At 68.2% G+C, this 17,453-nt stretch carries 13 protein-coding genes, 1 tRNA gene and 1 pseudogene; 8 read left to right on the top strand and 7 right to left on the bottom strand.

The window, feature by feature from the left end:
• Position 1: 1 nt before the first annotated feature.
• From AS181_RS10080 to AS181_RS10095, 4 genes are read right to left on the bottom strand one after another with little or no spacing between them, the layout of a single operon-like run.
• Positions 2-2,125, bottom strand: coding sequence for a cation:proton antiporter (locus AS181_RS10080; RefSeq protein ID WP_058251468.1), 2,124 nt, complete (start codon positions 2,123-2,125; stop codon positions 2-4).
• Between the two features lie 18 nt (positions 2,126-2,143).
• Positions 2,144-3,652 carry an FHA domain-containing protein gene (locus AS181_RS10085; protein WP_058251469.1) on the bottom strand — a complete coding sequence of 503 codons (1,509 nt, stop codon included), beginning with the start codon at positions 3,650-3,652 and terminating at the stop codon, positions 2,144-2,146.
• Entirely contained in the window at positions 3,649-4,098 is a 450-nt protein-coding gene (locus AS181_RS10090) for a hypothetical protein (protein WP_058251470.1), read from the bottom strand. Before AS181_RS10090 ends, AS181_RS10085 begins: the two co-directional genes overlap by 4 nt.
• A 1-nt stretch (position 4,099) precedes the next feature.
• Positions 4,100-5,731: a hypothetical protein gene (locus tag AS181_RS10095; RefSeq protein ID WP_078112165.1), complete on the bottom strand. Its 1,632-nt coding sequence runs from the start codon at positions 5,729-5,731 to the stop codon at positions 4,100-4,102.
• Between the two features lie 532 nt (positions 5,732-6,263).
• Between AS181_RS10095 and AS181_RS10100 the strand changes: the two genes are divergently transcribed.
• The 5 genes from AS181_RS10100 (at position 6,264) to AS181_RS10120 (ending at position 11,328) form a co-directional block, all read left to right on the top strand.
• A complete protein-coding gene (locus AS181_RS10100) occupies positions 6,264-7,298 on the top strand; it encodes an AurF N-oxygenase family protein (protein WP_058251471.1) in 1,035 nt (344 codons plus the stop codon).
• A gap of 34 nt (positions 7,299-7,332) precedes the next feature.
• Positions 7,333-8,913 carry a 4Fe-4S binding protein gene (locus tag AS181_RS10105; RefSeq protein ID WP_058251472.1) on the top strand — a complete coding sequence of 527 codons (1,581 nt, stop codon included), beginning with the start codon at positions 7,333-7,335 and terminating at the stop codon, positions 8,911-8,913.
• Positions 8,914-8,938: 25 nt separating this feature from the next.
• Positions 8,939-9,424 carry a hypothetical protein gene (locus tag AS181_RS10110; protein WP_058251473.1) on the top strand — a complete coding sequence of 162 codons (486 nt, stop codon included), beginning with the start codon at positions 8,939-8,941 and terminating at the stop codon, positions 9,422-9,424.
• Positions 9,376-10,383, top strand: a complete 1,008-nt coding sequence (locus AS181_RS10115) for an EamA family transporter (protein WP_058251474.1) — start codon at positions 9,376-9,378, stop codon at positions 10,381-10,383. Before AS181_RS10110 ends, AS181_RS10115 begins: the two co-directional genes overlap by 49 nt.
• Before the next feature lie 117 nt (positions 10,384-10,500).
• Positions 10,501-11,328: a maleylpyruvate isomerase N-terminal domain-containing protein gene (locus tag AS181_RS10120; protein ID WP_058251666.1), complete on the top strand. Its 828-nt coding sequence runs from the start codon at positions 10,501-10,503 to the stop codon at positions 11,326-11,328.
• A 331-nt stretch (positions 11,329-11,659) separates the two neighbouring features.
• On the opposite strand, the gene AS181_RS10125 is transcribed toward AS181_RS10120, so the two are convergent.
• Positions 11,660-13,303: a DEAD/DEAH box helicase gene (locus tag AS181_RS10125; RefSeq protein ID WP_058251667.1), complete on the bottom strand. Its 1,644-nt coding sequence runs from the start codon at positions 13,301-13,303 to the stop codon at positions 11,660-11,662.
• Positions 13,304-13,715: 412 nt separating this feature from the next.
• A complete protein-coding gene (locus AS181_RS10130) occupies positions 13,716-14,279 on the bottom strand; it encodes a helix-turn-helix domain-containing protein (protein ID WP_058251475.1) in 564 nt (187 codons plus the stop codon).
• Between the two features lie 57 nt (positions 14,280-14,336).
• On the opposite strand from AS181_RS10130, the gene AS181_RS10135 reads away from it, so the two are divergent.
• Together AS181_RS10135 and AS181_RS10140 are read left to right on the top strand one after the other, a co-directional pair.
• On the top strand, positions 14,337-15,107 hold the full coding sequence (locus tag AS181_RS10135) for an AzlC family ABC transporter permease (RefSeq protein WP_058251476.1): 771 nt from the start codon (positions 14,337-14,339) through the stop codon (positions 15,105-15,107).
• Positions 15,108-15,280: 173 nt separating this feature from the next.
• Positions 15,281-15,709: pseudogene (locus AS181_RS10140) on the top strand (cytochrome P450); the annotation flags it as partial.
• Positions 15,710-16,531: 822 nt separating this feature from the next.
• Here AS181_RS10140 and AS181_RS10145 read toward each other — a convergent pair.
• A tRNA-Ala gene (locus AS181_RS10145) sits at positions 16,532-16,604 on the bottom strand.
• An 86-nt stretch (positions 16,605-16,690) separates the two neighbouring features.
• On the opposite strand from AS181_RS10145, the gene AS181_RS10150 reads away from it, so the two are divergent.
• Positions 16,691-17,434, top strand: a complete 744-nt coding sequence (locus AS181_RS10150; protein ID WP_082652911.1) for a hypothetical protein — start codon at positions 16,691-16,693, stop codon at positions 17,432-17,434.
• Positions 17,435-17,453: the final 19 nt, after the last annotated feature.

The following is a 17,453-nucleotide window of genomic DNA, read 5'->3' on the forward strand; positions in this document are numbered from 1 at the left end:
GTCAGTGCCTCTCCGATGATGAGCCGATGTTCGGACTGGACGGATCGTCGGCCGCCCTCGTGGGTGCGGATGGTGCGGCCGGAGACGGGTAGAGCATCGCGACGCGGTCGCCCAGCGATTCCTCGCTCGTCTCGGTGTTGTCGACGACGGTGACCGGAACGGGTACGGCCGAATCGCCTTCGTCCGATCCGGCGACGGTGAACGACACGGCGTTGTCGCGGTGCCGGCGCGGATCCTGCACCGACACCGAAACCCCCTGTTCGGCAACAGCGTTGAGGTCGGCCAGCCACCGACGCCGAGAGCCGGATGCGACGACGGTCAGCGACCGCGACCCGAAGAGCGCCAGACCCGCGGCCATCAACGCAGCGGTCCGCCCGCTGCGATCGTCCGCGGCGATACACGTGATGGTGCTACGACTCGGTGCCACGGTGTCATCGGCGGTCTCGTCGACGACGGCCACCGGAGCCGATCGCAGCGACTCCCCCAAGAGCCGGTCGCCACTGTCCACGAGGACGAGGTCGGCATTGGCGTTCTCCGACATGGCCTCGAGGTCGGCTGCGGGATCGGCGCTGAACCGGCACAGCACCGACACCGCACCGGCGCCGGTCAGCGACGAGCCCAGCTCGTTGAGGCGCTCGACGGCCGATGCGATCGCCGCGAAGTCCGGTACGACCGGAATCCCGACCTCGAGCGGACGCACGGACCGGTCCGGGGCGGTGAGCAACCCGGCCAGGACTACGTCGAATCCCGTGGTGCAGTCCAGCATTCGCCGATGCCGCGCCCGCAGGTCGGCGGTCGTGCCGACGGGATCGCGCAACAGCACCAGAACCCGCGGGGCAGTGGCGGTGGCCAGGGCGCGACGTTCGGCGGCGGCGATGTCATTGGCCACCACCTTGTCCGGATACACCACGCGCAGCAGGGGTTCGGTCAGGATCGTGGTCACGAGCGCCATCACCACGAGCATCGCGAACAGTTCGTCACTCAGCACACCGAGTTCGCGCCCCGCGGCCAGGATCACCAGCTCGGTGAGTCCCCGCGTGTTCATGAGCACCGCGATGGCCGCGCTCTGTCTGGTGGGGATGGCGCTCGCCCGCGCGCCCGCATAGGCGCCGAGGAACTTGCCCGCGATCGCGACGAGCAGGACCAGCAGCAGCTGCCCCATGCCCGCGACGCCGATCTGGGTGAGGTCGACGTTGAGGCCGGTGACGACGAAGAACATCGGCAGCAGGAGCAGCACGCTCGCCTGCTCGAGCCGTTCGAGGATCTCCCGGTGCAGCTGTTCGGCTCCCACCTTCGGCATCACCGCGCCGAACACGAAGGCGCCGAAGATCTGATGGATGCCGATGACGTCGGTGGCCGTCGCCGAGAGGAAGAGTCCGATCAGGATGACCGCCAGGATGTCCGGCGTGAGCCGGCCGGCGCTGTCGCGCCAGGCGATCAGCTTCGCCAGCAGTGGACGGACGACACCGAACATCACCGCGGCGTAGACGAGCGTGAGTCCGACGATCTTGGCGACCTCGAGCGGACTGCCGCCCTGGATGATGGCGATGATGAACGCCAGCAGCGTCCAGGCGAGGATGTCGTCGATGGCGGCCGCGGCCAGGCTGAACACCCCGGGAATCGTTCTCATCATCCCGCGGTCGGTGAGGATCCGCGCCAGCACCGGGAAGGCGGTGATGGACATCGCGACACCCATGAACAGCACCATCCCCAGCCGCTCGATCTCCATTCCCCCGACCATGTCGTGCGAGGGATAGAGCAGCAGGCCGAGGGCCGCGCCGAGGGCGAACGGCAGCGCGATCGAGAATGCCGAGATGCTGGCCGCCGCGCGTTCACGCCCTTTGGTCAGCCGCATGTCCAGTTCGAGGCCGACGATGAACATGAACAGCACGAGGCCGATCTGGGCCAGTGCTCCCAGCAGCGGCCGGACGTCGTCGGGGAAGAGCCACTGGTCGGGATTGCCGGGCAGGAGCCCGAGCAGGCTGGGACCCAACGCGATACCGGCGGCGATCTCGCCCACCACGGCCGGCTGACGGCAGGCACGCGCGATCATCCCACCCACCCGGGCGGCGGCGATGACGATCGCGACGTCGAGCAGCAGGAAGGCGACCGTGTGTTTGTCCATGACCTCGGGTCCGTTCGCTCAGATACGGGCGTGGTGTGACTCGAAGATGAAGTGGCGCCCGCCGATCCGGACATGCGACCCCGGCACCAGCACGTGGGCACGATGCGGGAGCAGCCGGGTCTCCCGGTTGCCGCTGCTCGGATCGGTGACGAAGGTGCCGTTCGCCGACCCGAGGTCGACCAGCTGTACCGTCCACTCCACCAGCCGGATCTCCACGTGGCGGCGCGAGAGCTGACCTGTCTCGTCCTGCACGCGAATCGGTTTGGGCGAACCCGCCGGTCCACCGCCGGCCGATCCCGGTTCCCGGCCGATCACCAGGTCCTCGTCGAGGAGGAAGGTGAACCCGTTGTCGAGCAGCAACCAGCCCAGCGGAGGCCGTTCGCCCTCGACGAGGAACGTCGTCAACTGGTCCATCCGGATTCCGCAGACCCCGCACAGCCACGACTGCGGATGGTTCAGATGGCCTCGCGAACAACGGATGCCGTGCACCATGGCCCGCGACGCCTCGATCTTGACGACCTCGGTCGCGGGTTTCTGATGCTCCTCCTTGGGCAGCGGCGCGCGCGGTTCGAGCGGTTCGGCGAACGGATTCGGCGCGGGAGCCGGCTCGACGCGAGGCCGGCCGCTCGGCGGGTTGGCGTCCCGCGGCGGCCGCTCAGGTGGGTGGGAAACTTTCGGGGACAACGGTTCCGACCCGAACGGACCGCCCAGCGGAGTCGAGGTGAACGGCAACGGATCGGGTGCCGGCAGGTCGGCACCACCATCGGCGCCGGGCGCCATCCGCTCGGTCGTGCCCATCGGGTCCGGCTCCGGCGGCAAGTCGTCGAAGGGCGACCGTTTCCGGATGGGCTCGGGCGCCGGGGGTTCCGGCGCCCCGGGTGCCGGCTTGTCGAGATCGTCCAGGGCCTCGGTCGGTGGACCCGCGTCCGGGTCGGGTCGGGACGGTTCGACGGCCGGTTCCGGCCGCGCCGCCGCCGGTTCCGGCCGCGGTTGCGCCGGTCGCTCCGCCAGGGAGTGGAATTCGGTGCCGCGCAACCCCAGCGGGGTGTGCAGCAGCGCGCCCGCGGCAGGCACCGTGCCCTGGACCAGGTCGAAGCGCTCGTCACCGACCTCCGCGGGCTTCGTGCCGGCGAGGTAGAGCCCGAGACCCTCGAACGGCCACGGCACGGCGCGGTCATAGGAATCGCCCGCGGGCGGCTCGATCCGCTTGCCGTCAGTCTCCCCGTACACCCGGCCCGAGAGGAAGATCGCGATGCCGGCATTGTCGGGAGCCGCGAAGGCGATGTCGACCGGGTCGTCGGCGGTGGCCACCAGCTGAGCCAGCGCCCGTACCAGGTGCCGGCCCCGCCGCGGTGCCGAATCCGGCACGACCACCGCAGATTCGATGTCGAGCAGATCGGTGAGGAAGGACACGGGCACCGCGTCGTTCGTCAGGCACAGGAACGCCGGGGTACGGATCACGATCCCCGCACCGGGGATCAGCGTCACCGTCGGCGTGACGCTCGGGATGTCGCCCGGACCGGTCACAGGAACCGTCCTCCCTGAAATCGCCAGTGGGGGAAGACGGCGCGTAGTGGACCGTTGACCGCCACCCACACCAGCAACCAGGTGGTGACGAACTGGACGGTGAACACGACGGGCGACGGTTGCAGCGACTCCGGGATCAGTCCGGTGCCATCGATCACGATCCACACCAGGATGCCCTCGTTGATCGCCGTGAGGAGCCCGAAGAGCGTCGGCCAGTCCTTCTCCCAGCGGAACTGCTGCAGGAAGTGGTACAGGAATTCCCAGAGCACCCCGAGGACGATGACGGTGACGAGCACGGTGAAGGCGACCCGGTAGACGTCGAGGATCGACGGGTCCCCCGAGGAGATGAGCCACAGGAACGGGACGAGCACGATGGTCCACAGGCCGCCGAGGATGCCGAGCACCAGCACGCGGGTCTGGATTCGCCCCCACAGGGTGGGCAACATGTCAGTCGACTCCCTTGTTGTTCATCCAGCGCCACCACTGGGCGGTCGATCGCCAGGGCGTCAGTCGTCGACAGAACCCCTGGCGGGCAAGGTCGTCGACGATCTCGAGGGCGGCGATCTGCAGACCGAGGAAGGTGTCGACGCCGGGAAAGTAACCGCCGAGCGTCGCGCTGCCCGAGGCGTACAGCTTGCCGTTTCCGCTGCGTGTCCCCTTCAGCTCGAAGTCGCGTTCGACGTCCATGCGGCCGACCGGGTTGATGCCGGCGCCGGTGTGGTCCAGCAGATCACGCAGCAGGCGGTGCTCGCGGACGTCGGCTTCGAGTCCGGTGCAGTCGATCACGTAGTCGGCGTAGATCTCGAAGGTGCCGTCGGGCCGGTGGTCCTGCCGGATCGGTGCATGCGGGTCGACCCGCACGGTGGTCACCACCCCCTGCCCGCCCGCAGCCGGCAGCAGACTCTCCGCCTTGCCGACGGCGACGCGGTACCAGCCCTCGCGCCGCCCACGGGCCAACTGCTCCTGCCAGTCGTCGCGGACAGGGGTGTTCGTCCCGCCCATCTGCTTGTACGCCTCCGCGCGCTCGTGTCCTTCGAGCTTGCGCATGCGGGCCTTGAGCTGCCCGCCCCAGACCGACTTCGGATAGTTGAAGCCCTGGTAGGCCCAACCGTCTTTGCCCTTGCGCCGCATGAAGATGTGTGGGCCGTGGGGTTTGTCGTAATACGTGCGGAAGAGGTGCACGATCTGCGTCTGGAGCCCGTACGCGTCGCGATCGTCGATGAGCCGCTGCAGGACCCGCGACGCGACGATCCCCGCACCGCGGATCACCACGGTGCCGGGTTTGCGTTGCAGCGACTGATAGATGTGCTCGTGCGACTCGTAGGCGTTGACGACCTTGCTGGCGTCGCGGTAGGTCTCGCGGAACGCCTGGAGATCGGGCAGGAGCTTGATCCCCGGGTATCCGATCGCGACATGGACCCACTGGCTGCGGAAGGCCACCCGCTTGGTGGGCGAAGTCCCCTGCGGCGGTGTGAGAATCGTGAAGTAGCCACCGGCGGCGCGGCGTCGGATCATCCGGACCTGACCACGGTGCAGGCACTTCAGATAGCCGATCCGCTCGCATTCCTTCTGCATCGACTCGAACGCCTGCCCGGCCCTCGGCGTGTAGAAGTTCGCGAAAACGGGCTCCACCAGCACATTCCACAGTGGCTTGAGCTTCTTGTCCGCCCAGGCCTCCCGCACCGCGTACGACGGGAAACCCCAGATGTTGTCCGGGGTCGACGCCGAATCCGAACGCAGGCGCTCCGTGCGCGGGATCTGCGACACCCGGGTCAGGTACTCGTAGCTGTGCCAGGGCACGTCCTGGGGGCCGAGCACCGCGATCCGGTCGAGCGGCACCCCGCAGATGCGCAGATAGTCGACGGTCACGAATGACCCGATGCCCGAGCCGACCGTGACGAACGGGACGTCGACGATCGGGATGCCCGCGGCCTCGACCATCGCATCGGTCCAGATGTCGGTGTCGACCAGCCCCGGTGTCAGATCGCCGACGGCGCCCGCGGGCCCGGGAGCGCCTCGTCCGGGCGCCGGAACAGGCCCAGGGCCCGGCCGCGGCGCGGGGGGCGCCTGGCCGGGCATCGGTCCGGGACGAGGCGGAACGGGCGGTGGGGGTCCCGGGCGACGCGGGGCGGGCCCCGGTGGCCGCGGACCCGGTGCGCCCGGCAGGGGCCCTCCGGGGTCGGGGACGACACGCGTCGGACCGTGCGGCGGCTGGGTCACGACCGGACCCGGGTGCGTGGTACCGCCGGCAGGCCGCGTCGACCGACGCGGGCGGCATGCGTCGCGCCCCGAGAATGCCGGGACGCGTGCGGAACACGACGGGACATCGCTCCTCCAGGTGAGCAGACGCGGGCACGGATGGTGCGGTAACTCTAACCCGCGGCGATGCTCGCGACGGGGTTATATAACCCGAACGAATTACACCCGTCGCACCAGGTCAGCCCCTGAACTGCGCGGAGTCGGGCAGGCTTGCCGGTGAACGCACCGGTGCATTGTGCCGGTATCGAACGTGACATCGAGTGTTGACAATAGCGGCCCGTCGAAATACGTTCGAGTCATCCGCTGTGGTCTGTTTCACCGGCCGAGCCGCCCACCCCGAAGGGATGCGACGATGACGAAAGCACTGACCCCGACCGACCGGGAGCACGAGGCCCCCGCCCGCTACGTGCCGCAGCACGACAAGTCCGGCAGCGACCACGATTACGACCAGGTCCTCGACGACCTGTCCGCGGCATCGGTCCATCGCAACTTCGACCCGTACGTCGACATCGACTGGGACGCGCCGGACATGGCGATCGTCAAGAACGATCCGCGGTGGATTCTGTCCTACGAGGTCGACCCGATCGGCCGCCACCCGTGGTACCAGCAGTTGCCGCAGGAGAAGCAGATCGAGATCGGCATGTGGCGCCAGGCCAATGTCGCCAAGGTCGGCCTGCAGTTCGAGTCGGTCCTGATCCGCGGCCTGATGCAGTACAGCTTCAAACTCCCCAACGGTGCCCGCGAATTCCGCTACACCACGCACGAATCCAAGGAGGAGTGCAACCACACCCTGATGTTCCAGGAGTTCGTCAACCGAACCGGCATGGACGTTCCCGGGGCCAAGCTGGGCTATCGCCTCATCTCTCCTCTCGTTCCGCTGGTCTCGACGGTCTTCCCCACCGTCTTCTTCTTCGGTGTGCTCGGCGGCGAGGAGCCGATCGACCACATCCAGAAGGACTTCCTGCGCACCCGCGCGAGCCTGCACCCGACGATGGCCGCGGTGATGCAGCTGCACGTCGCCGAGGAGGCACGCCACATCTCCTTCGCCCACCACCTGATCCGCGAGCAGGTGCCGCAGCGCGGACGCGTCCAGCGTTTCCTGTTGTCGCTGATTCTCCCGCTGACCATGCGCATCCTCTGCGGCGCCATCGTGGTGCCCCCGCGGAGCTTCGCCAAGCGGTTCGACGTGCCCGACGCGGTCATGAAGGACATCTTCTGGCGGTCGCCGGAGTCGAAGCGGTTCCTGCGCAACGTCTTCGGTGACGTCCGCATGCTCGGCGAGCAGAGCGGACTGATGAACCCGGTCTCGCGCCTGCTGTGGCGCGCGCTCGGCATCAGCGGCCGCCCGTCGCGGTTCCGCAGCGAGCCCACCTACACCGCGGCCTGAACCCGAACCCCGAACGCAGGTAGAACCCGAGACCATGCCCCACGTCGTCACCCAGGCGTGCTGCGGCGACGCGTCGTGCGTGTACGCATGTCCCGTCAACTGCATCCACCCCACGCCTGAAGAGCCCGATTTCGGCATCGCCGAGATGCTGTACATCGATCCCGCGACCTGCGTCGACTGCGGCGCATGTGTCAGTGCGTGCCCGGTCGGCGCCATCGTCCCGGGACATCGCCTGCCGGCTGGGCAGGAACGGTTCGTCGAGGTCAACGCGACCCAGTACCACGATCCGGCCGACGGAGCCGCGCGCTTCCCCGTCGACCCGGCCCGTCGGCTACCCCTCGCGCCCATCGATCGTCCGCGGCAGCTGGCCGTCGACACCTCGATCTCGATCGGCATCGTGGGTTCGGGCCCGTCGGCGATGTACGCGGCCGACGAGCTGCTGCGGCAGCCACAGGTCTCGGTCACCATGTACGAACGTCTCGACCGGCCGTTCGGGCTGGCACGGTTCGGCGTCGCGCCCGATCATCTGCACACCCGCAAGGTGATGGAGCTGTTCGACGACATCGCGCGCAACCCCCGACTGGAGATCCTGCTGAACACCGAGGTCGGGCGGGACCTCACCCTGGCCGACCTGCGCGCCCGTCACCAGGGCGTGATCTGGGCGGGCGGGGCACCCACCGACCGGCAACTCGCGCTGCCGGGTTTCGATCTCCCCGGAGTGTCCAGCGCGACATCCTTCGTGGGTTGGTACAACGGCCATCCCGACTTCGCCGACCTCGACGTCGATCTCGACACCGAGCGCGTCGTGGTCGTGGGCAACGGCAACGTCGCCCTCGACGTCGCACGCATCCTCGTCGCCGACCCGGGCACCCTCGCCGCCACCGACATCTCCCGTCCGGCACTGGCGAAGCTGCGGTCCTCATCGGTCCGCGAGGTGGTGGTGATGGGCCGCCGCGGACCCGCGCACGCGGCCTTCACCCTGCCCGAACTCATCGGACTGGTCGATTCGGGGGTCCCGGTCACCGTCGACGCCGCCGACCTCGAAGCGCTGCCCGCACCCGCCGACCTGGACACCACGACTCGTGCCAAGCTCGATCTCCTGGCCGAGTGCGCCGCCCGCCCCGAACCCGAGGGCCGTCGAATCCGATTGGCGTTCTTCGCCTCTCCGATGGAGGTGACCGCCGGTGCGGACGGCCGCGCGCGCACGTTGACCGCCGGCCGCAACCGTCCGGTCGTCGACGACTCCGGAGCCGCGGTCGGCATCGAACCCACCGGCGAGACGGTGGGGCTCGACACCGGGCTCGTCCTCACCTCGGTCGGTTACCGCGGTGTCGCGGTCCCGGGTCTCCCGTTCGACGACGCGGCCGGGATCATCCCGCACCTCGACGGCCGCGTGCTCGACGGGACCGAGCCCGTACCCGGGATGTATGTGACCGGTTGGATCAAGCGCGGTCCGTCGGGCTTCATCGGCACCAACAAGACCGACTCGGCGCAGACCGTCGCCTCATTGCTCGACGACCTCGAGTCGAACGCGACCGAGGCCTCGGCACCGCGTCGCCGTCGGTTGCTCGGCCGACGCCTCGGCGTCGCGTCGTCCGTCGCCGGCCTCGATTGACGGACTGCTGCGCTAGATTTCAGCCATGGGGCTCCCCGCGTACCAGCGCACCACCGTGCGCGCCGATCTGTCCGATCTACCCGCCGACGTCGCCGCCACGCTGCGCGACCATGCCGACTCGACACAGCTCACCGTCACCGACGACCTGCCGGCGTGGATCACCCGGAGCATCAACCCACCGTCGACCACGTTCTTCGGCAAGCTCTTCGGACGACGCAGCAACCCCGTCGACCCCGATTCCGAGCACCAGACGCTCATCGTGCTGCATCCGACCCACCTGATCGTCGTGGTGTCCGGGGCCGAACGTGGGGTGTCGGCGCTGTCGTGTCCGCTCGCCGCCGCGTCGATGTCGTCGACCCCGTATGTTCCGGAATCCGACGGATTCTCGGTGACCGGCTTTGCCGGTCATGAAGGACGTCCGGGCAGCTTCTACCTCGGAACGGGTGAGCCGACGGGCACGGAATGCCGGGAGGCCGTTCGCTCGGCCATCGTCGCCGCCAAGAATCCGTGAGGACCGCGGACCACACTGCGCCGCTCTCGCGACCCGCGCTGGGTCTCACACTCGCGCTGATCTCGTCGGCCTGTTTCGGCATCTCGGGGGTGCTCGCCCGGGCCATGATCGAGTCGGGATGGACGGCCGGTGCGACCGTCACCGTCCGCATCGCACTAGGCGGTCTGGTCCTGGCCATTCCCGGCTTCCTCGCCTTTCGCGACCGTCGGCAGCCGCTGCCCGAGCAGCCGGGCCGACGGTCCTGGACGGTGCTCGTCGCCTACGGACTCCTCGCGGTGGCCGGCTGTCAGCTGGCCTACTTCTATGCCGTGACCTACCTGCAGGTCGGCGTCGCGCTGCTCATCGAATACACCGCCCCGGTCGCCGTGCTGGTGTGGATGTGGCTGCGCCACGGTCAGCGTCCGGGTCGCGTCACCGTGCTCGGCGCGGCACTCGCGATCGGGGGACTCGCGCTCGTCCTCGACCTCACCGGCGACGTCCCGATCAGCGCGATCGGGGTGCTGTGGGCGCTCGCCGCGATGGTCGGGGCCGCCGCCTACTTCGTGATCTCCGCCGACGACCGCACGGGCTGGCCGCCCCTGAGCCTGGCCGCGGGTGGCCTGCTCATCGGCGCACTGGCCCTCGTCGTCGCGGGGCTGACCGGGATCCTGCCGATGACCATGACCACGGACCCGGTCGAGGTCGGTGCGCTCGAGGTGGCCTGGTGGATCCCGCTCGTGCTGCTGGGTGTGGTCTCGGCCGCCATGGCCTACGGCTTCGGCATCGCAGGCGGCCGGCTGCTCGGGGCCCGGGTGATGTCCTTCGTGGCGTTGTCCGAGGTGCTGTTCGCGGTGGTCTTCGCCTGGCTCGTGCTCGACGAACTGCCGGCACCGATTCAACTCGCCGGCGGCCTGCTCATCGTGCTCGGCGTCGTCTGCGTACGGCTCGGCGAAGCCGCCCCGGCGGTGTCACGTGACTGAGAATCATCGTGCGCGTTTGTGAATAATGTTGCGCACCTTGCACATCTGTCCACAGGTTCGACGTGTTGGCACGGAATGTGTCGCACGTCGCAACGGGCCGGGGTAATCTCGTACGCCATGTGGGGGGAGGAACCACGCGCGACGGGGATGTTCTCGAGGTTTGACTACATCGACGCCGCGCTCACGACTGCGGATCGGTTCACCGATCTCGTGCTCGGTGTCGGCGACCCCGACACCCGGCTCCCCGACACCCCCGCCTGGACGTTGACCGATTGTGTCGGCCATGTCGCGATGGCGCCGTCGCGCTTTCTCGAACTCGCGCGCGGCGAAGGTGAGTGGTGCTGTTCGGCGGTCGACGTACCCGACTTCAATGCCAAACAGATCGCCAACTTGCCGACGCGCGACGTGACAGTGCTCTGCCGACGATTGACCGACGACCTCCGCGAACTCGTCGACGAGGTGTCGCATTTCCACGCGCAGGTCCCGAAGATGCACTTCGACGGCGACCGCGTCATCCGGGCCGACGCCGCTCTCGGCCTGCTGATCGGCGAGTTCGTGGTGCACGCCCGCGACATCGCACGCGCTGTCGGGGCCCGCTGGTGGGTCGAACCGGACGTGGTGCTGATGATCATCCGGGCACGCCAACACATCCTGCCCAGTTGGGTCGATCCGCTGCACGCCGCCGGGCACTCCGGCACCTACGACATCCGGCTCCGCGGGTGCGGCGAACGGCACGTCTACGAATTCACCGACGGCGAGCTGCACATCGATCCGCCGGAGCCACGCCGGCCCGATGTCCACATCAGCGTGGACCCCGCGACCGCTCTCCTCGCCGGTTACGGTCGCCTGTCCCCGGGGTGGGTCGGCCTCACCGGGAAGGGCATCGCCTGGGGTGCCCGGCCGTGGCTCGCACCGCGGCTCGCCCAGCGGTTCCTGCCTGCCTGATCGCCCCGCTGCAGAGCGCGCGACCAACCCCCGCTCCCTGTTCCGAAAGAAGCACATAACCCTTGCTCCCTGAGGTGTGAGGAGCGATAGCGACGAGCCACGAAGGGCTGGCGAGCGTTGCACCTCGCCCTTCGTGGCTCGCTTCGCTCGCACCTCAGGGAGCATGAATCTGGACGCTCACGGGTGTTCTTTCGTAGTCCACAACGGCGCCGCCAGGCCTCAGATACTCCCGGCGCGCAATGAGGACGAGCCTCGAAGGGCGGCAACCGTGGTCACCGGCCCCTCGAGGCTCGACATCGTTCTTCAGTTGTCTTTCGCGGGTGAGCCCCGGTCAGCGACCGGTCGGCGAACCCGCCGGACGGCTCGCCCGGCGTCCCTGCCCGCGGGCGCCCGCCCGCTGCTGGTCACCGCCGCGCGACTGCCCGGCGCCGCGTCCCTGGCCTCCGGTTCGTGCGTCCGACGAGCGCGAACCGCCCGCGCGCGAGTCGCTCCGAGCCGGACGGCCGCGGCCCTCGCCGCGAGTACCGCGCGAGTCACCGCCGGTGACGTTCCGGCCGCCGCCGGTTCCGGCGCTCCGGCTCTCGCCACGAGCGCCGCCGTTGCCGCCCTGGCCTCGACCACGACCGCCGCGTCGACTCCCCTGCGAGCGACCGCCCTGCGAACGACCGCCCTGCGGACGACCTCCCTGGGACCGGCCGCCCTGTGCACCGCCACCACGAGCGGCCTCGGCGGCTGCGCGTGCCGCCGCGGACACGCGGGGGGCGCGCTCGCCGACGAGCTCGTCGACGGCTGCCGACGATGCGTCGACAGCGATGGGTGTCACCTTGATCTTGGCCTTGCGCAGTAGTTGTGCGACCTCACGACGCTGCTCGTGCAGGCAGACGGTCACGACGTCGCCGGCCGACCCGGCGCGGGCGGTGCGGCCCGAGCGGTGCAGATACGCCTTGTGCTCGGCCGGCGGATCGACATGCACGACGAGTTCGATGCCGTCGACGTGCACGCCACGGGCGGCGACGTCGGTGGCGACGAGGACACGGACCTCACCCTCACCGAAGGCGGCCAGGTTGCGGTCGCGCTGAGCCTGACTGAGATTGCCGTGGAGGTCGACAGCGGGGATCCCGGCCTCGGTCAGCTTCTTGGCGAGCTTCTTGGCCTGGTGCTTGGTGCGCATGAACAGGATTCGACGACCGGTGCCGGAGGCCAACTCGGCCACGAGGTCCTGCTTGCCCGCCGAGGAGACCTCGAAGACGTGATGGGTCATCGCGGCGACCGGCGACTCCGCCGAATCCACCGAATGTTGCACCGGATTGTCGAGGAAGCGCTTGGCGAGCTTGTCGACGCCGTTGTCCAGCGTGGCCGAGAACAGCATCCGCTGACCGTCGGCGGGGGTCGCGGCGAGGATCTTGGTCACGACGGGCAGGAAGCCGAGGTCGGCCATGTGGTCGGCCTCGTCGATCACGGTGATCTCGACTTCGTCGAGCCGGACGATGCCCTGACGCATCAGGTCCTCGAGACGTCCGGGGCACGCGACGACGATGTCGACTCCGCGCCGGAACGCCTGCTCCTGGCGGGTCTGTTTGACGCCGCCGAACACGGTGGTGACGGTGAGTCCCACGGAGGCGGCGAGCGGCTCGACGACCGCGGCGATCTGGGTCGCGAGTTCGCGGGTCGGCGCCAGGATCAGTCCCGTGGGTGCGCCCACGTAGCGCTTGACCTGCATCTCGGCCAGGCCGGCGACGAGCGGGATGGAGAAGGCGAGGGTCTTGCCCGAGCCGGTCTTGCCGCGGCCCAGGACGTCCTTGCCGTCGAGGGTGTCAGGGAGGGTGTCCTTCTGGATCGGGAAGGCGTCGGTCTTGCCCTGAGAGACGAGAACCTTGACGAGTTCGGTTGGGACACCGAGGGATTCGAACGACACACCGGGCGCCGACGCAGCAGCATCGGTGGAGGTGGCCGGGTTTTCGAGGACAGCAGTCATGTGGTGTGCAGGCTTCTTCCTGTGCTTGGCACGCGAACAGCACGACTGACGTGCAAGGGCGGTGCCGGTGGCGAACACGCGGGTGCGCGAGCTCGTTCGCCGTATGAAGTCAATGGCAGGTGGCCGACCGGTGTCGGAATGTCCGGACCTGCGAGAGAGGCGTTCTACGACGCTAGACGCGGCCTGTACGGGCGCATCACTTCTGGCAACAGTACGCGTCGGTGATCGATACCGCGAATCGCTGTGATGCACGTCGCGTTTCGCCCACACCGGCAGGGTCGTCGGAAATCCGACCGAAGACCGCCCAGGACAGTGCTCACGACGGCATGCGGTCGACGCCGCGCCTCTCGAGGGCGGTTTTCACCGGCGCTTCCCAGGCCTGTCCGGACTTGAAAGGTTTTGTCCCGCAACCTCAGAACGCCTCGCTGAGCATCACCGCGACGGTGCCCGGCTCGAGCGCGTCGAAGACGTGCTCGACATCACCGGGATACGAGATGTAGTCACCGGCCGACAGCACCTCGGTGGCATCGGTGGGCCCGAGACGCGCTCGGCCGCAACTGATCACGACATGCTCGACGATCCCGCGCGCATGCGGGGCGGAGACCCTGGGCTTACCCGGCTCGGCCCGGATCACGTACATGTCGCGCCGGGAACCCGGCGACGCGGTGGACAGCAGCGTGGCCGAGTAATCGGCGTCCGCGGCCGGGATCACCGGTCCCTCACCGAACCGGATGACCTCGACCGTGGGCGTAGGCGAATCCAGAAGCGCCGAGAACTGCACCCCCAGAGCCGTGGACAGGGCCCACAGCGTCTCCACACTGGGGTTCCCCTCCCCCGATTCGAGCTGGGACAGCGTCGACTTGCCGATACCGGCGCGCCGGGCGAGTTCGGTCAGCGACAGACCGGCTCGTGCGCGTTCTCGCTTCAATGACGCGGCGACGAGCTCTTTCGGATTCACCGAGCGCGCTTCGTTCATCAAACCGTCCGATCGTCCATCTTGACGAACACTCCTCCACTGTTCACTATGATAGTCATGCGTTCGGCTTGGAGAACACTCGACTCGGCAACCCTGCGCGCTGTCGTGGTGATGTCGCTGTCGGTGCTCGTGATCGGGACGTCGTACGGGGTCGCCGCGCACGGCGCGGGCCTCACTCTCTGGCAGATCGTCCTGATCGCCACTATCGTGCTCGCCGGATCGTCGGAGTTCGTCTTCGTCGGGATTCTCGCCGCGGGCGGGGTGCCGATCCTGGCCGCGCTGGCCGGCCTGCTGGTCAACACCCGGAACTTCGGATACGGCCTCGCCGTCGGAAAGCACCTGCGCGGCACGCCCGAGATCCTGCTCGGCTCCCACCTCATCAACGACGAGACGGCAGCCCTGGCGACGGCCGAGACCGATCCCCGGCGCGCACGCGCCGCGTTCCTGTTGTGCGGGCTGGGAGTTCTCATCTCCTGGCCCGTCGGCGCCGCCCTGGGTGCCGCCCTCGGGGGCGTGGTCGCCGACCCCGCGAGCCTCGGCCTCGACGCCGCCTTCGCCGCGCTGGCCATCCCCGCCCTTCGCGACGGCGCCACCTGGGCGGCGGTGACCGTCGGCGCGGCGGTGGCCGTCTCCTCGACGCCGTTCCTACCGGCCGGGTTGCCGATCATGGGTGCACTCGGCGGTTTCGCCGCCCTCGAGGTGGTCCGCCGCCTTCGGTCGGCATCCGCGGAGGCACCGGATCTGCCCCGCACGAGGACCGGCGCCGACGCCCGGAACGCCGAGCCGAATGACACGCTCGAGCACGACACCGTTCGGACATCGCGATGAGCGCCGGCGTCTCCCTGGCCATCGGGATCACACTCCTCGCAGTCGGCACCTACGCAATGCGCGCTGCCGGACCTGTTCTGCGGAAACGTATCTCGGTGTCCGCCGCGGCCGAGAAGCTGATGGATCGGGCCACCGTCGTCCTTCTCGTCGCGGTCGCCCTCACCGGCGCGTTCTTCGTCGACCACGAGCAGTGGGATATATTTCGCCGCGAACGTCCGTCCACGGCTGCCGACGAGATCGTTCGCTGGGCAACCCCGGTCAATTGTTTTCAGCGAACAGCTACGCAGGATACCGAACTCAACGGCACGCGCATCAGCGAGGGCCAACGCGTAGGCCTCTTCTATGGGTCAGCCAACTACGACAACACTGTCTTCCGAGATCCATTCACCTTCGACATCACACGAAACCCCAACCCGCATCTCGGGTTCGGAGGCAGTGGGGCGCACTACTGCATCGGCGCCAACCTCGCCAAGATGGAAATCGACATCATGATGAACGCCGTCGCGGACATCATCCCCGACCTCACCAAAACCGGCGAGCCGATTCGAGTCAGGTCCGGCTGGCTCAACGGCATCAAGGAGATGCCAGTTCGCTATCACTGATTCGTTCATCGATACTAGATTTCGAGCTGTTCATTGCAACGTCCTGATCATGGCAAGGCAATCTGTCGGCCACCATGCAATATCGATCTGCCACACCGTGGGTTCGACAAAACACTTCGGGTTCGTCGGTTGTCAGGCGAATAACACTCCATCAACCAAGAATTTACTTTCATCATGGCCTACTCAGCTCGCGAGGCCCATGTTTCTACCGTAATGTATTGACGGCAAGGCACTCATCCATCAAGAAATCGGGGTCACAGATGGCAAGCATCATTCAAGGCGCAATCACCGACGCGATCGTCGAACTCGTCACGGGCGCGATTGAATCAGGATCGGACGATACGGCAACGTAGCAGGTCGACTGCGACGGTCAGAGATCCGCGTCCGGGGTACCGCCCCGGGCGCGGATCTGTCTGCGCCCTCGCCGAGCGACAATCGCGGAGGGACTACTGCGGACACCCGACGAGTACGTCGGTATCGGGGCCCTCGGCCACCCTCCACTGATTGTCGACGCTGTGGACCCGGTGGTGGCACACCCCCCCCCGGTCCCGGGAATTGCCGAGCGTACTGACACGTTGCTCAGGCGTGGAAAACTCGTTCGCCCCCGCCTGTTACGTCGTCGACTGCCATCGCCGGGCCACCCACTGGGAGATGGTGACGCCTGCCGGGATATCTCCCGAGATGTCGGTGCCGCTGTGCGGCGATCACGCCGCCTCCCACTTCACTCCCTGCGCTTCCTGATCTCGGAACGAGGCCGGTCTGCTAGATGCGGAACGGCCCCGCCCGGGTTCCGGGCGGAGCCGTCTGAGCTGCCGTTTTCGGTGGAGCTATGGGGAATCGAACCCCAGACCTACTCGATGCGAACGAGTCGCGCTACCAACTGCGCCATAGCCCCTGGAGGTCTTGCGACCATCCGCGAGCTACTTTATCAGCCCGGGGTCGTCGACTCCCAAACGGCCGGCCCACCACTAGGCTGGGCGGGTGCCTCGGATGTCAGATCAACAGTTGGCCGGCGTTCTCGACAACGTGGTCGGGGTGATCAACCCCGTCCTCGACGCACTCGCCGAGCGGGACCCGCTCGGCCTGAAGGGCCACACCTTCCACGACGACGACCACCCCGACTCGCGCCTGCGGCAGGCCCAGCACGCCGCGTCGAAGCTGCTCGACGCCGCCGAATGGCCAGGTACCAAGGGCTGGTCCGAGCGGTCCATGCACAAGCGCGCCAGCTGGTGGGTGACCCGCATCGGCACCTTGAACACGGGCGCCGTGGCGTTCCCGGGGGTCTTCGGCGTGTGGGCGAAGCGGTTGCCGATCACCCCGTACCTCGGGTTCGCCAACCAGGCCATGGTGCTGGTCGCGATCGCCCGCGAGTACGAGGTCACCGATCGCAAACGACAGGTGCAGCTGCTCGCGTCGGTGCTCTGTAAACGTGATCTCACGAACCCGGATGTCACCGCCGAGTCCGGGACGTCGCTGCCGTCCGAACCCGAGGAGCGGGAGAGGTCGCTGTTCGCCGCCATCTGGGATGCGGCGAAGCTGCTCCGTGCCGTCGACGACGAGTTCGACAAACGACCGCAGCCGATGGCGCCGTTCCGCATGCTCGCGTATGTCCCCGTCGTCGGGGCGCCCGCGACCTATCTCGGCGAGCGCATCGCGCTGTCGAAGGCGGCGAAAGCCGGTCAGGCGTGGCTGGATTCGCACGGCAAGCCGGCTGTGACGAAGTAGCCGGGAAACAGTTCAGCAG

The organism is Gordonia sp. SGD-V-85 (genome assembly GCF_001456905.1).
GTDB lineage: Bacteria > Actinomycetota > Actinomycetes > Mycobacteriales > Mycobacteriaceae > Gordonia > Gordonia hongkongensis.